The following is a 14,286-nucleotide window of genomic DNA, read 5'->3' on the forward strand; positions in this document are numbered from 1 at the left end:
CCCACCAAAGGCCGAAAGGCCTTTGGAAACCGATACTTGAGTCACCGCGGGTCCAGGGGACCGTGTCCCCTGGCGGGGGAGTTCGAGGGGGCAGCGCCCCCTCGATCACTTGTTCTGCCAGTTCGGCTTGCGCTTCTCCGCAAAGGCCTTCGGCCCTTCGATGTAGTCCTCACTGTCGCGATTGCGCTGCTGCGCCGGGTACATGGTGGCAATGGCCTGGCGCAGCGTCGGCTCGTCCAGCCCTGCATAGACCGCCTGCTTGGACGCTCGCACCGCCAGCGGCGAGCATTCGAGGATCGTCGCTGCCCAGCGCTTCGCGGCATCCAGCGCCTGGCCCTGCGGCACCACCTCGTTGACGAAGCCGAGCGTCCTGCCTTCCTGCGCGGAGACGCGCCGCCCGGTCAGGATCATGCCGAGCGCCTGCTTCTGCCCGATCATGCGCGGCAGGCGGTGCACGCCGCCCGCGCCCGCGATCAGGCCGACGCGCGGTTCCGGCAGCGCGAAGACGGCGTTCTCCGCCGCGATGATCAGGTCGCAGGCGAGCGCGATCTCGAAGCCGCCACCCATGGCGATGCCGTTCACCGCGGCGATCAGCGGCTTGTCCAGGTCGAAGCGCAGGGTGAGCCCCGCGAAGCCGGAGGGCGGCGTCGGGCCGCGCTTGCCGGCGGCCTGCACCTTGAGGTCGTTGCCGGCGGAGAAGGCACGGTCGCCGGCGCCGGTGACAATGGCGACCCAGAGGTCGGGGTTCGCGGCGAATTCGTCCCAGACCTTCTCCAGCTCGTGGTGAGCCTCGCTGTGCAGTGCGTTCATCACCTCGGGGCGGTTGAGCGTGACGATGCGCAGCCGGCCCTCGTCCTGGACCTGGCAGTAGCGGTATTCCGTCATGGCGGCGTTCCCCCGATTGTCTGCGTCTTGCGACGCAGCCTGAAGCAAGGCGGGACCGAGGTCGAGGGTGCCTCGGCCCCGCCTTGCGGTCAGCGTGCGGCGCGCCGGATGTTCCAGAACACCGGGATGCCGCTCGGGATCACGCCCTCGAGCGAGGTGCGGTAGGCGATCGGCTGGGTGAACTGGCCCCACACCACCGCGGGCACGATCTCATAGGTGATGCGCTGGATGTCGGCGGCGATGGCGCGGCGCTCCTCCAGCGTCGCGGCCTGGGCGAAGCGTTCGAGCAGCGGGTTCAGCCGTTCGTCGCAGTGCCAGCCCGGGAAGTCCTGGCAGTTGGTCCCGATATAGAAATGCGTGAGCGGCGAGGAGAGGTCGAAGCCCTGCGCATGCACGCCGAACAGCGACCAGGAGGCATCGCGCCGCGCGCGGCGCGCCACCACCGTGCCCCAGTCCATGGCCTGCAGCTCGACGTTGAAGCCGACCTCGCGCAGGCGGGCGGCGACGACCTCGCTGCCCACGCGCGGCGCGTCGATGTCCGTCGCCTGCATGATGACGACCGGCTCGCCGCGATAACCGGTCTGGCGCAGCGCCTCCCGCGCGCGGGCGACATCGGGGCGCGCGGCGATCTCGCTGCCGGCGGTCGTCTCCAGCGCGCCGCCGCACATCCAGAAGGACAGGCACTGCGCCAGCGCCAGGTCGCCGGTCGCGCCCAGCGCCTGCGGCCCCTGGGACTGGTCCACCGCCATCATCAGCACGCGGCGCACCGCCGGGTCGGCGAACGGGCCGGCCGCGGAGTTCACGCGCACGAAGCCCTGCCACATGTTCGGTCCGGCCAGCGGCACCACGCGCACGCCGCGGTTGCGGCGCAGCAGCGGCAGCAGGTCGAAGGCCGGCATCTCGATGAAGTCGACCTCGCCGGTGGTCAATGCGTTCGCGGCCGTCGCCGCATCGGGGATGACGCGCCAGGTCACGCGGTCGACATGCACGCGCTTGCCGCCGGCGAGGAAGTCCGCCGGTTCCTCGCGCGGACGGTAGTCGCGGAAGCGGTCGAAGACCTGCGTCGCGCCGGAGACCGACAGGTCACGGCGGAAGACGAAGGGCCCGGAGCCGATCAGCTCGCTGTTCTGCTCCGTGCGCGGCCGCTGCGCAAGCCGTTCCGGCATGATCGCCGGCACCAGCGAGGACGGCTTGCCGAGCGCGTCCAGCACCAGCCCGAAGGGCCGGTTCAGCACCAGCCGGAAGGTCCGCGCATCGACCACGTCGAGCGACGCCGTCGCCGCCATCAGGTGCCGCCCGAGGCCATCACCCGGACCCCAGCGCCGCAGGCTGGCGACGACGTCGGCCGAGGTGACGGGCTGGCCGTCATGGAACTTCAGGCCTTCGCGCAGGGTGAAGGTCCAGGTCATCCGGTCGTCGGAGACGGTGTGGCTTTCCACCATCTGCGGGCGGATGTTGCCCTGGCTGTCCATGGCGAACAGCGTGTCCCATAGCATGTAGGCGAAGTTGCGCGTGATGTAGACGGTCGAGACATGCGGATCCATGATCCGCACATCGGCCTGCATCACCGCGGTGATCTGGCTGGCGGGCTGCTGCCCCGCGGGAACCTGCGCGAGCGCGCTGCCCGCCATCGGTGCCGCGATCGCGGCTGCCAGCGCCGCACGGCGCGTCCAGTGTCCGAACATGGTCTTACGTTCCTCCGTCAAGAACCGGTCGTGATGAGTTCCGCCGCCTTCTCGCCGATCATCAGCGCGGTGGCATTGGTGTTCCCCGCGATGTGGCGCGGGAAGATCGAGATGTCGGCGACGCGCAGCGCCTCGGCGCCGTTGACGCGCAGGTCCGGCGCCACCACCGCCCCCGCATCCGCGCCCATGCGGCAGGTGCCGGCCGGGTGGTAGAAGGGGCGCGCGGCGGAGCGCAGGAAGGCGATGTCCGCCTCCCGCCCCGTATCGGCCGGCGGCACGCCGATGAGCTCCTTCACCTTTGGGCCGAAGGGTGGCGTCGTCGCCATGCGGCGCACCCAGTCGAGGCCGCGCAGCAGCGTCTCGATGTCCTGCTCGTCCTCCAGCAGGCGCGGATGGATCGCGATCGGCGCCGCCGGATCGGCGGAGCGCAGCGCGAGCCGCCCGCGCGAGCGCGGATGATTCACATTGACCAGGATGGTCGCGAGATTGGTGCGCGGAATGATGCGCTTGCCGTTCTTCAGCGTGGAACCATAGGGGAAGAGGTGGAACTGCAGGTCCGGTTCCACCGCGCCCGGGTGGCTGCGCAGGAAGGCGAGCACCTGCGCCGTCGGAATGCCGAAGGGCGAAGGCCGGCCCGCCGCCCAGCGCAGGAACTGCCAGGCGGCGCGCAGCGGTGCGGCCTCAGCGTTTACCGTCGGCACCGTCATCTCGGCCTGCACGTAGAGGCCGGGATGCTCCATCAGGTTGCGGCCGACCTCGGGGCTTTCCACCACGGGTGCGATACCGTGCCGCGCGAGCTCCGTCGCCTCGCCGATGCCGGAGAGCATCAGCAGGTGCGGCGAATTGATCGCGCCCGCGGTCAGCACGACCTCCCGCCGTGCGCGGATCGTCACCGCGCCGCCGTCGCGCCGCGCCGCGATGCCGGTGGCGCGGCGGCCGGCGAAGGTGATGCGTTCCACCAGCACGCCATCGAGCACGCGCAGATTGGGACGCGAGAGATTCGGCCGGATGAAGGCGTCGAAGGAGGAATGCCGCAGCCCGTTGCGCGTCGAGCCCTGGTTCCAGGCGATACCCTCGTGCGACGCGCCGTTCAGGTCGTCATTCGCCGGGATGCCGGCGGCGATTCCGCTGGCGATGAAATCGGCCGAGACCGGGTGCCGCCAGCTCAGCGCCGAGACGCGCTGCGGACCCATGCCGCCGCGGGTCCCGTTGTCCGGCGCGTCGGCGGTCTCCAGACGGCGGAACAGCGGCAGCACGTCGCGCCAGCCCCAGCCGGCGCAGCCGAGCGATTCCCACGCGTCGTAATCCGCCGCCGCGCCGCGGATGAAGATCATGCCGTTGATGGCGGAAGACCCGCCGGGAACCTTGCCGCGCGGCCAGTCCTCGAACTGGCCGTTGCGCGTCGGGTCGGGCTCGGACCGGTAGGCCCAGTCGTAGCGCGGGTTGCCGATGGTGCGCATCAGCGCCGCCGGCAGGCGCGTCAGGCCGATGCGTTCGCGCTGCCCGGCCTCGACCAGCACCACCGAGACGTCCGGCCGTTCGGACAGCCGCGAGGCCAGCACGCAGCCGGCGCTGCCGGCGCCGATGACGACGTAGTCGGCCTCGATGACGTCATCGGCCATGAGGAACCTCGCAGGCGGCGCGCGCCGCCCGCCGAGGCAGCGCGCGGGTGAATTGAATGACCGGGTCCATCGCGCACTCCACGCCGCGCCGATATTGGCACGGAGCCCGACGGCTGCGAAGATTGCGGCAGGAGAGATCAGCGATGTGCGACACGATGGTGGCGCTGCCGCCGGCGACGGCCGATGGCGGTGTGCTTTTCGCGAAGAACAGCGATCGCGAGAGGAACGAGGCGCAGCCGATCGAGTGGCACGCGCGCGCGCGCCATGCGTCCGGGGCAGCTCTTCGTTGCACTTACATCACCATTCCGCAGGCCGCGGAGACGCATGCCGTGCTGCTCTCCCGCCCCTTCTGGTGCTGGGGGGCGGAGATCGGCGCCAATGAGCATGGCGTCGTCATCGGCAATGAGGCGGTCTTCGCCACCATCCCGCCGTCGCGCGAGCCGGCACTGATCGGCATGGACCTGGTGCGCCTCGGGCTCGAGCGCGCATCGAGCGCGGCCGCGGCGGTCGACGTCATCACGACGCTGCTGGAGGCGCACGGCCAGGGCGGCGATTGCGGCCATCTGCACGAGCATTTCTACGACAACGGCTTCCTCGTCGCGGATGCGCGCGAGGCCTTCGTCATCGAGACCATCGGCCGCCATTGGGCGGTGGAGCGCGTCGCGGGCATCCGCGCCATCTCCAACGCGCTGTCGATCGGCCGCGGCGGCATCGAGCGCGCGAGCGCCTCGCTGGTCGCGGAGGCGGGGGAGGGCGGGCTGGCCGGCTTCGATCTCGCTGCGCGCTACCTGAATGAGGCGCGCGATGCGGTCTCCCGCGGGCGGCTGCGCTGCGACCGCGCGACGACGCTGCTGCGGGCGCGCACCGGTGCTCTCACCCGCGCCGACATGATGCGTGCGCTGCGCGACCACGGCGCGGGCGCCGGGGCGGACTGGCATCCCGCCCATACCATCGGCCGTACCATCTGCATGCATGCCGGCGAGGGAGAGCGGCGCGGCCAGACCGTCGCCTCGATGGTGTCGGAGCTGCGCGCCGATGGCCGCGCGGTGCATTGGGTGACGGCGGCCTCGGCGCCCTGCACCGCGATCTTCCGCCCGCTGCTGCCGGGCATCGCGATCCCTCCGCACGGCCCTTCGCCGACCGACCAGGCCGATCCCGCCAGCCGCTGGTGGCGGCACGAGGCGCTGCACCGCGCCGCCACGACCGGCGATTTCGCCGGCTGGCTCGCGACCATCGCCGCGGCGCGCGACGCCGCCGAGGCCCGCTTCGCCGCCCGCATCGAGGAGGCGCTTCGCCCGGGCGGCGACCCCGCCGGTGCCGTCGCCGCCTGCTGGCGGGAGGCCGACGCGATCGAAGCAGCCTGGCCTCAGGCGGCGCCGCTCGCCGATGTGCCGGTGGACCACCGGTCCTCCTGGACGGCGCATGACGCGCTGGCGCGGCAGGCGTCTCGCCGGTCGGTGGCCTGAAGCCGTCGGCGTGAGGCCTCGGCTCATGCCGGGTGCCCGAAGGCACGCCGCCGGTGGTCCGGCGAAGCCGAGCAGGACGTAGGTTTGCTCCCGGCGCGTAAGGCCGCGAAAGGACGAATGCCAGCGGTCGCGAATGCCGACCGTTGGCATGAGCCCGCGCGGGGGATGGCGGCCGCTTCGGCTTGGCTGTACCAACCGCGAATCAACGCCATGGGAGACCGGCACATGACGGACACGAAGATCGGAACGGGCGCCGAGGCGACGCCGGGCCAGCACATCACCGTGCACTACACGGGCTGGCTCTTCGACCCGGCGGCGCCGGACAACAAGGGGCGCAAGTTCGACAGCTCCCGCGACCGCGGCGATCCCTTCTCCTTCGAACTCGGCGCCGGGCATGTGATCGCCGGCTGGGACAATGGCTTTGCCGGCATGAAGGTGGGCGGGGAGCGCACGCTGGTGATCCCGCCCGAGCAGGGCTACGGCGCGCGTGGCGCCGGCGGGGTCATCCCGCCGAATGCGACGCTGCTCTTCGAGGTGGAACTTCTGGCCGTCGGCTGACCGCGACGCGCCCTACGCCGCGCGGCGGACGATCTCCGCCGCGCGTTCCGCCAGCATCAGCACCGCCGGGTGGATGTTGGAGGAAGGCACCAGCGGGAAGACCGAGGCATCCGCGACCCGCAGGCCGCGCACGCCGCGCACCCGCAGTTCCGGGTCCACCACCGAACGATCATCCGCGCCCATCCGGTTCGTGCCGCAGGGGTGATAGACGGTGGTGCCGGCGCCGCGGATGTAGTCGAGCATCTGCTCGTCGCTCGCCGTCGCGCGGCCGGGGGAGAGTTCTTCCTCGATCAGTCCCGCGAAGGGCTCCGTCGCAGCGATGCGGCGGCCAAGCCTGGCACTTTCCAGCATGATGCGGATGTCGGACGCGGCGGTCAGGTAGTTGGCGCGGATCACCGGCTTCACCTCCGCGCTCGGCGCGCGCAGGGTCAGCTCGCCGCGGCTGTCCGGGCGGCAGACGCAGAAATTGAAGGTAAAGCCGGGGTGCTTGGCGAGCGAGCTCGACGAGGTGCCCTGGTCGCCGAGGGAAAAGTTCACGAACTGGAACTGCACCTCCGGCTCCTCTGAGCCCGGCAGCACGCGGGCGAACAGGCTGGCTTCCGAGGCACCCACCGCCATCTGGTTCCTGCGCCGCAGGAACCAGCCGAGGCCGAGGCCGGCCGCGCGCACCGGGTTCGCCATGATCTCGTTCAGCGTTCCGCAAGGCCTGGTGCGGAACGCGAAGCGGACCATGAAATGGTCCTGCAGGTTCTTCCCCACCTCCGGCGCATGCACCGCGACCGGGATGCCCATCGCCTGCAGCGCGGCGCCGTCGCCGATGCCCGAGAGCATCAGCAGCTTCGGACTCTCGATCGCGCCGGCGCAGAGGATGACCTCGCGCCGGGCGAGCCAGGTCTCGTCGCCCTGCGGGCCGCGCGCCACGACGCCCACGGCGCGCCCGTCCCGGATCAGCACGTGTTGCCCGACGCGCTCGGTGTGCACCGCGAGGTTGGACCTGCCGAGCGCGGGCTTGAGGTAGGCCGTCGCCGGGCTCCAGCGCCAGCCGCGATGGACGTTGAGCTGGTTCGGCGCGACGCCTTCGAACCAGGCGGCGTTGTTGTCGGGGTTGCGCTCGAAGCCGAGCCGCGTGCAGGCCTCGACGAAGGCGCGGCAGCCGGGCGAGGGCTCGGGCACCTCGCCGACCTGCACGGGACCGTCCTTGCCGCGGTACTCGCTCTCCGGCCCGGCGAAGGTCTCGAGCCTGCGGAAGGCCGGCAGGCAGTCCTCATAGGACCAGCCGCGTGCGCCGGATTGCGACCAGCGGTCGTAGTCGCGCGGCGAGCCGCGCAGGAAGACCAGGCCGTTGACGCTCCCGGAGCCGCCAATGACGCGCCCGCGCGGCCAGTAGACCTGACGGCCGCCGAGCTCGGGCTCGGCCTCGGTCTGGTAGTTCCAGTCGAACTTCTTGGTCACGTAGAGCCGCGCGAAGCCCATCGGGATGTGGATCCAGGGGTTGCGGTCCCAGGGGCCGGCTTCCAGCAGCACCACCCTGGCGCCCGGGTCCTCCGACAGCCGCGCCGCCATGACGCAGCCGGCGGAGCCCCCGCCCAGGATGACATAGTCGGCCTCTCGGACGCTGTCGGTCACGGTTCCATTCCCCTCTTGGTCGTTGCGGGGAGGATAGCCGAACCGATGGCGCTGACAGCCCCCCCGTACCATCGGCCGCGCTTCGCGGCCGTTGGCATGAGGCTCTTCCTGCCCTCGGTCGCCGGGCGCAATGCAGGGCTTCGCCGGACTGCCGGCGGGCCGCATTCGCGGCCTCGGCGCGAGTCAAGAATTCGTGCCGCGGATACTAGGCGTGGTGGCAGGCGACGGCGACCTCGCCCGGATGCGGCGCGAGTTCCGGCCGCTGCGCACGGCAGAGATCCGTCGCGCGCGGGCAGCGCGGATGGAAGGCGCAGCCGGAAGGCGGCGAGAGCGGCGAGGGCAGCTCCCCCGCGATCGGCTGGAAGGAGACATCCTCCGCGTCGAGGCGCAGCTTCGGCACGCTGTCGAGCAGGCCCTGCGTGTAGGGGTGGCGCGGCGCCGCATAGACCTGCGCGGCCGGCCCGATCTCCACGATGCGGCCGAGATACATGATGGCGACGCGATGCGAGACATGCCGCACCACCGACAGGTCGTGCGAGATGAACAGGCAGGTCAGCCCCAGCGCCTCCCGCAGGTCCAGGAACAGGTTCAGGATCTGCGCCTGGATCGAGACATCGAGCGAGGCCACCGGCTCGTCGCAGACCAGGATGTCCGGGCGCATCGCCAGCGCGCGGGCGATGGCGACGCGCTGGCGCTGGCCGCCGGAGAACTGGTGCGGGAAGCGCGTCGCCACCGCGGGATCGAGGCCGACGCGCGCCAGCCAGTCGGCGACGAAGGCCGGGGCCTCGGCGCGCCGGATCAGGCGATGGGCGATCGGGCCCTCGCTGATCGTCGCGCCGATCCGCCGCCGCGGGTTCAGCGAGGCGAAGGGGTCCTGGAAGACGGTCTGGATGCGCGTCGTGGTCTTGCGGCCGTGGCGCATCACCGGCTCGCCGTCGATGCGGAGGTCGCCGGCGCTCGGCGGCAGGATTCCCGCGACCATGCGGCCGAGGGTCGACTTGCCGCAGCCGGATTCGCCGACGAGGCCGAGCGTCTCGCCCTGGCGGATGGCGAAGGAGACATCGGTGACGGCGCGCACCGGACGGGTTTCGACCCGCGCACCGAAGGCGGCGGCGATGCGGTCGCCGAGGGACAGCCGCGGGTCGAAGCGCCGCGTCAGCGCGCTGGCCTGGACGATGTCGCTCACGCCGCCGCCTCCAGCGGATGATGGCAGAGGGCGCGGCGTTCGGCGTGATCGACGCGCGGCGGCGGCGCGGTGCAGGCGGCGTCCGCGCGCGGGCAGCGTGGCGCGAAGGGGCAGCCCGGCGGCAGGGCGAGCAGGGAGGGCGCCGTGCCGGGGATCTGCCGCAGCCGCCGCCCCGGCTCGGTCATCGCCGGCAGGCTGTCGAGCAGCCCGCGCGTGTAGGGGTGCAGCGGTGCCCGCAGCACCGCGCCGACCGGCCCGCTTTCGACGATGCGGCCGGCATACATGACCAGCACGCGATGGGCGAGGGCGGAGACGGTGGCGAGGTCGTGCGAGATCCAGATCAGCGCCGTGCCGCTTTCCGCCGCCAGCGCCTTCATCTCGTGCAGGATCTGCGCCTGGATGGAGACGTCGAGCGCGGTCGTCGGCTCGTCGGCGATGATCAGTTCCGGCCCGTTCAGCAGCGCCATGGCAATGGCGACGCGCTGGCGCATGCCACCGGAGAATTCATGCGGATAATTGCCAAGGCGCGCGGCGGCATCGGGAATGCCGACACGGGTCAGCATGGTGGCGGCGCGTTCCGCCGCCGCGCGGTCGGAGACGCGGTCATGCGCCTGCAGGGCGAGCGCCATCTGCGTGCCGATGGTCAGCACCGGGTTGAGCGTCGCCTGCGGGTCCTGGAAGACCATGGCGATGCGCCGGCCGCGCAGCGCGCGCATCTGCTCCGCCGGCAGCCCGACCAATTCCTGGCCGGCGAAGCGGATGGAACCGCCGACGATCCGCCCGGGCGGGTCCACCAGGCCGATCAGCGAGAAGCCGGTGACGGATTTGCCCGAGCCGCTTTCGCCGACCAGGCCGAGGATCTCCCCCGGCTGGAGCACGAAGGACACGCCATCCACCGCCTTCGCCACCCCGGCCCGGGTGAGGAAATGCGTGCGCAGCCCCTCGACCTCGAGCAGCGGCGCAGTCATCGGCGAAGCCTCGGGTTGGTCTGGTCGCGAAGCTGGTCGCCCACCAGGTTGATGGCGACGATCAGCACGATCAGCGCGATGCCTGGATAGACCGAGATCCAGGTTCGGCCGCTCATCATGTACTGGAAGCCGTTGGCGATCAGCATGCCGAGGGAGGGCTCGGTCGGCGGCAGGCCGAGGCCGAGGAAGGACAGCGTCGCCTCCAGCGAGATCGCGTTCGCCACCTGCACCGTGCCGACGACGATCAGCGGCGGCAGCACGTTCGGCAGCACGTGGCGGAAGACGATGTGCGCGGTGGAGAGCGGCGTCGCGGCGGCGGCCTCGACATAGTCCTTGCGCCGCTCGGCGCTGGCGGCGCCGTAGGCGGTGCGGGCGAAATAGGCATATTGCGCGGCGACCAGCGCGATCACGAGCTGCGTCTTGCCCTGGCCGAGCACGGCGACCAGCACCAGCGCCAGCAGGATGGCGGGGAAGGAGAGCTGCAGGTCCACCACGCGCATGATCGCCGTCTCGACCCAGCCGCCGGCCTGGGCGGCGAGGATGCCGAGCACCGCCCCGACGGTCAGCGCCACCGTGCCGGCGGCAAGCCCCATCTGCAGCGAGATGCCGAGCCCGTAGAGGATCGCCGAGAGCAGGTCGCGCCCCTGCGCATCCGTCCCCAGCAGATGCGCATAGCCGGAGGATCCGACGAAGCCCGGCGGCCGGCGCGCGTCCATCAGGTCCAGGCTGGCGAGGTCGTAGGGATCCTGCGGCGCCAGCAGCGGCGCGGCGAGCGCCGCGCAGACGATCGCCAGCACCACGGCCAGCGCGGCGAGCGCGACCCGGTTCTCGGCATATTCGCGCCAGAAGGCCCTCATGCCGCCGCCCCGCCGCGCCGCAGCCGCGGGTCGAGCAGCGCGTAGGACAGGTCCACCACCAGGTTGATGGTGACGAAGAGGAAGGCGACCAGCACGAGGTAGGCGACCATCACCGGCCGGTCGAGCGAGGTGATGGAATCGATGATCAGCTTGCCGACGCCGGGCCAGGAGAAGATGGTCTCCGTCACCACCGCGAAGGCCAGGGTGGAGCCGAGTTCCAGCCCGAAGACGGTGACGATCGGGATCGAGATCAGCCGCAGCACGTGCCGGCGCAGGATGGTCAGGTCCGACAGGCCGGCGGCGCGGGCGAACTTCACCGTGTCGGTCAGCATCGCCTCCCGCGTGCCGGCGCGGGAGAGGCGGATCATCATCGCCAGCTTGAACAGGCTGAGGTTCAGCGCCGGCAGCAGCAGGAAGGACAGGCCTTCGAGCGTCAGGAAGGACCAGCCGACGCCGAATACCTCCAGCGTCGGGCCGCGGTCGCCGGCCGGCAGCCAGTCGAGGTTCACCGCGAAGGTCAGGATCAGGATCAGCCCGACCCAGAAGGTCGGCACCGAGAAGCCGAGCACCGAGACCGCCATGATGGCGCGCGACAGCGCGCTGTCCGGCCGGTAGCCGGCGTGGATGCCGAGCGGCACGCCGAGCAGCGTGCCGATCAGCACCGCCGCCAGCGCCAGTTCCAGCGTCGCCGGCAGGCGCGAGAGGATGAGGTCGAGCACCGGCATGCCGAAGACGAAGGACTGCCCGAAATCGCCGCGCAGCAGCCGGCCGAGGAAGGCCAGGTACTGCTGCCACAGCGGCAGGTCGAGGCCGTAGCGGCGGATCGCCTCCGCCCGGATGTCCTGCGTCGCATCCGGGGAGATCAGCACGTCGATCGGATTGCCGATCGCGTAGACGCCGGCAAAGACCAGCGCCGACATCGCCAGCATGACGAGAGCGGCCTGGAGGAGGCGCTGGATGACGTAGCCGAGCATCGCACCGAGTATCGGGCAGTGGACACCGGGCGCAAGGCATTCCAGCATCCCGCCGACAGGATGCTTCAACGGGAGAACAACCGGCCATGTTGAGCGATATCCGGCGCTTCGCGCTTGCCACCGCTGCCGCCAGTGCGCTGCTCGCCGGCGCAGCATCCGCCCAGACCTTGACCATGGGCGCCATCGCCGGGCCGGAGAGCATCGACCCGCACTACACCGCCACCGGCACGCATTCGGAGGCATTGAAGCATGTCTTCGACACGCTGACCCATTCGGGCGACCGGCTGCAGATCGAGCCGGGCCTCGCGGAATCCTGGCGCATCGTGAACCCGACCACCTGGGAATTCCGCCTGCGCCGCGGCGTGACGTTCCACGATGGCTCGGACATGACGGCGGAGGATGTCGCCGCCTCGATCCGCCGGATGCAGACCCTGTCCGGCCCGAACCCGACGCGTATCTACGTGCGCCGCGTGCAGGAGGTGCGGATCGTCGATCCGCACACCATCCAGGTCATCACCGACGGCCCGGCGCCCACCCTGCCGAATGACTTCATCCGCCTCTTCGTCGTCTCCGCCCGCGCCACCGCGGGGCTGACGCCGGAGAATTCCAACGAGGCCTTCAACAGCGGCCGCGCGGCGATCGGCACCGGCCCCTACCGCTTCGGCTCCTGGACGCCGCGGGAGCAGTTCACGGTGGAGCGCAACGACGGCTACTGGGGCGGCCGCCCCGCCTGGGCCCGGCATGTCCGGCGCGAGATCGCCAACCCCGCCGCGCGCGTCGCGCAGCTGCGCACCGGCCAGGTGGACATGATCGTCCGCGTGCCCGCCGCCGACGTGCCGACGCTCGAGCGCGACCGCAACATGACGGTGCTCAAGGCCGAGACGGTCTACGTGTTCAACCTCGCGCTCGACCAGCGCGAGACGACGCCGCAGGTGACGGCGCGGGACGGCTCGCGCCTCGCCGCCAACCCCTATCGCGATCCGCGCGTGCGGGAGGCGATCGACCTCGCGCTCGACCGTCGCGCGCTGGCGGAAGTGGCAATGGAGGGCATGGGCACGCCGCAGAGCCAGATGGTGACCCCGGGCATCTTCGGCTACAATCCGGCCATCCAGATCCCGACGCCGAACGTGGCGCGCGCCCGGCAGCTCCTGGCCGAGGCCGGCTATCCGAACGGCTTCCGCATGGTGCTGAACTTCACCAACAACCGCCTGCCGGGGGACAACGGCGTCGGCACCTCGATGGCGCAGATGCTGGCGCGGGTCGGCATCGAGGTGCAGGCAGCCGGCCAGCCCGCGGCGGTGATCTTCCCCGCCCGTGCGCGCGGCGAGCTCTCCAACATCATGGCCGGCTGGGGCACGCTGACCGGCGAGGCGAACTACTACTACTCGGCGAATGCGCACACCAACAACCGCGAGCTGCGCCTCGGCGCCTTCAACTGGTACGGCTATTCGAACCCCGAGATCGACCGGCTGATCCAGGCGGCCAATGTCGAGCTCGACGAGGCGAAGCGGCGGGAGCTGCTGCAGCAGGTGGGCGCGCTGTTCATGGCGGAGCGCGTCGTGATCCCGATCGCCGCCGTCGGCTCCGCCTGGGCGATGCGGCGCGACCGCGTGACCCTGCGCGTCGGCCGCAGCGACGAGGAAACCTACGCCTGGGACGTAACGCCGGTCGCGCGGTGAGGATCGCCGATCTCAACTGGATGCAGGTCGAGGCGTATCTGCGCCACGACGACCGTTGCGTGCTGCCCTTCGGCAGCACGGAGCAGCATGCGCAGCTCTCGCTCTGCGTCGATGCCATCCTGGCCGAGCGGGTCGCCGTGGAGGCGGCCGAGCCGCTTGGCGTGCCGGTCTATCCGGCGATGCCCTTCGGGCTGGCGCCGTACTTCGCCGCCTTTCCGGGCAGCGTCTCGCTGCGGGTCGAGACGCTGCTCGCGGTCGCGCGGGACCTGGTGGCCTCCGTCGCGCGGGCGGGCTTCCGCCGCATCCTCATGGTCAATGGCCATGGCGGCAATGCGCCGGTCGGCGCGCTGGCGCAGGAGCTGATGGCGGAGAATCCCGCGCTCTCGATCAGGTTCCACAATTGGTGGAACGCGCCGCGCACCTGGGCCGCGGCGATGGCGGCGGACCCTTCCGGCAGCCATGGCAACTGGATGGAGAACTTTCCGTGGACGCGGCTCGCCAGCGCGCCTGCGCCGGAAGGGTCGAAGTCTGCCGCGGACATGGCCTTGCTGAAGGCGAGCGCGCCCGCGCAGGTGCGGGCAGCGCTCGGCGACGGCAGCTATGGCGGCCCCTGGCAGATGCCCGACGACGTCATGGCGCGCATCTGGGCTGTTGGCGTGGAGGAGACGCGCGCCGCGCTGGAAGGGCCGTGGCCCGGCCCTTCCGCCTGACGCAGGCGGCATCTTCCCCGGCACGGCGGCCCCTTGTACCGGAGGTCCAGGGGACCCGGTCCCCTGGCGG

The 14,286-nt window shown here is 71.3% G+C and carries 12 protein-coding genes; 4 read left to right on the top strand and 8 right to left on the bottom strand.

Translation table 11 applies throughout. From position 1 onward, the window contains the following. Positions 1-105: 105 nt before the first annotated feature. The 3 genes from GXW74_RS06815 to GXW74_RS06825 form a co-directional block, all read right to left on the bottom strand. Positions 106-885 carry an enoyl-CoA hydratase-related protein gene (locus GXW74_RS06815; RefSeq protein WP_211845728.1) on the bottom strand — a complete coding sequence of 260 codons (780 nt, stop codon included), beginning with the start codon at positions 883-885 and terminating at the stop codon, positions 106-108. A gap of 89 nt (positions 886-974) precedes the next feature. Next, entirely contained in the window at positions 975-2,570 is a 1,596-nt protein-coding gene (locus GXW74_RS06820) for an ABC transporter substrate-binding protein (RefSeq protein WP_211845729.1), read from the bottom strand. A gap of 17 nt (positions 2,571-2,587) precedes the next feature. Further along, on the bottom strand, positions 2,588-4,192 hold the full coding sequence (locus GXW74_RS06825) for a GMC family oxidoreductase (protein ID WP_211845730.1): 1,605 nt from the start codon (positions 4,190-4,192) through the stop codon (positions 2,588-2,590). Positions 4,193-4,335: 143 nt separating this feature from the next. On the opposite strand from GXW74_RS06825, the gene GXW74_RS06830 reads away from it, so the two are divergent. Together GXW74_RS06830 and GXW74_RS06835 are read left to right on the top strand one after the other, a co-directional pair. Further along, positions 4,336-5,658 (top strand): C69 family dipeptidase, encoded by a 1,323-nt coding sequence (locus GXW74_RS06830; RefSeq protein WP_211845731.1) that lies wholly within the window; start codon positions 4,336-4,338, stop codon positions 5,656-5,658. A gap of 225 nt (positions 5,659-5,883) precedes the next feature. Next, positions 5,884-6,216: an FKBP-type peptidyl-prolyl cis-trans isomerase gene (locus tag GXW74_RS06835; protein ID WP_246523016.1), complete on the top strand. Its 333-nt coding sequence runs from the start codon at positions 5,884-5,886 to the stop codon at positions 6,214-6,216. Between the two features lie 12 nt (positions 6,217-6,228). Here the strand turns inward: GXW74_RS06835 and GXW74_RS06840 are convergent, their stop codons facing one another. The 5 genes from GXW74_RS06840 to GXW74_RS06860 all read right to left on the bottom strand — a co-directional run bounded on the left by GXW74_RS06840 (position 6,229) and on the right by GXW74_RS06860 (position 11,896). Beyond that, positions 6,229-7,842 carry a GMC family oxidoreductase gene (locus GXW74_RS06840; protein ID WP_338148167.1) on the bottom strand — a complete coding sequence of 538 codons (1,614 nt, stop codon included), beginning with the start codon at positions 7,840-7,842 and terminating at the stop codon, positions 6,229-6,231. Between the two features lie 205 nt (positions 7,843-8,047). After that, positions 8,048-9,028, bottom strand: a complete 981-nt coding sequence (locus GXW74_RS06845) for an ABC transporter ATP-binding protein (protein ID WP_211845734.1) — start codon at positions 9,026-9,028, stop codon at positions 8,048-8,050. After that, positions 9,025-9,996 (bottom strand): ABC transporter ATP-binding protein, encoded by a 972-nt coding sequence (locus tag GXW74_RS06850; RefSeq protein WP_211845735.1) that lies wholly within the window; start codon positions 9,994-9,996, stop codon positions 9,025-9,027. The genes GXW74_RS06845 and GXW74_RS06850 overlap by 4 nt, the downstream gene beginning before the upstream one ends. Continuing rightward, a complete protein-coding gene (locus tag GXW74_RS06855; protein ID WP_211845736.1) occupies positions 9,993-10,853 on the bottom strand; it encodes an ABC transporter permease in 861 nt (286 codons plus the stop codon). Before GXW74_RS06855 ends, GXW74_RS06850 begins: the two co-directional genes overlap by 4 nt. Beyond that, complete coding sequence (locus GXW74_RS06860) at positions 10,850-11,896, bottom strand: ABC transporter permease (RefSeq protein ID WP_338148168.1); 1,047 nt, start codon at positions 11,894-11,896, stop codon at positions 10,850-10,852. Before GXW74_RS06860 ends, GXW74_RS06855 begins: the two co-directional genes overlap by 4 nt. Positions 11,897-11,913: 17 nt before the next feature. On the opposite strand from GXW74_RS06860, the gene GXW74_RS06865 reads away from it, so the two are divergent. After that, on the top strand, positions 11,914-13,506 hold the full coding sequence (locus GXW74_RS06865) for an ABC transporter substrate-binding protein (protein ID WP_211845737.1): 1,593 nt from the start codon (positions 11,914-11,916) through the stop codon (positions 13,504-13,506). Beyond that, on the top strand, positions 13,503-14,216 hold the full coding sequence (locus GXW74_RS06870) for a creatininase family protein (protein ID WP_211845738.1): 714 nt from the start codon (positions 13,503-13,505) through the stop codon (positions 14,214-14,216). The genes GXW74_RS06865 and GXW74_RS06870 overlap by 4 nt, the downstream gene beginning before the upstream one ends. The last annotated feature ends 70 nt before the right edge of the window (positions 14,217-14,286 follow it).

This window comes from Neoroseomonas eburnea (genome assembly GCF_018129005.1).
In the GTDB taxonomy this organism is placed as follows: domain Bacteria; phylum Pseudomonadota; class Alphaproteobacteria; order Acetobacterales; family Acetobacteraceae; genus Neoroseomonas; species Neoroseomonas eburnea.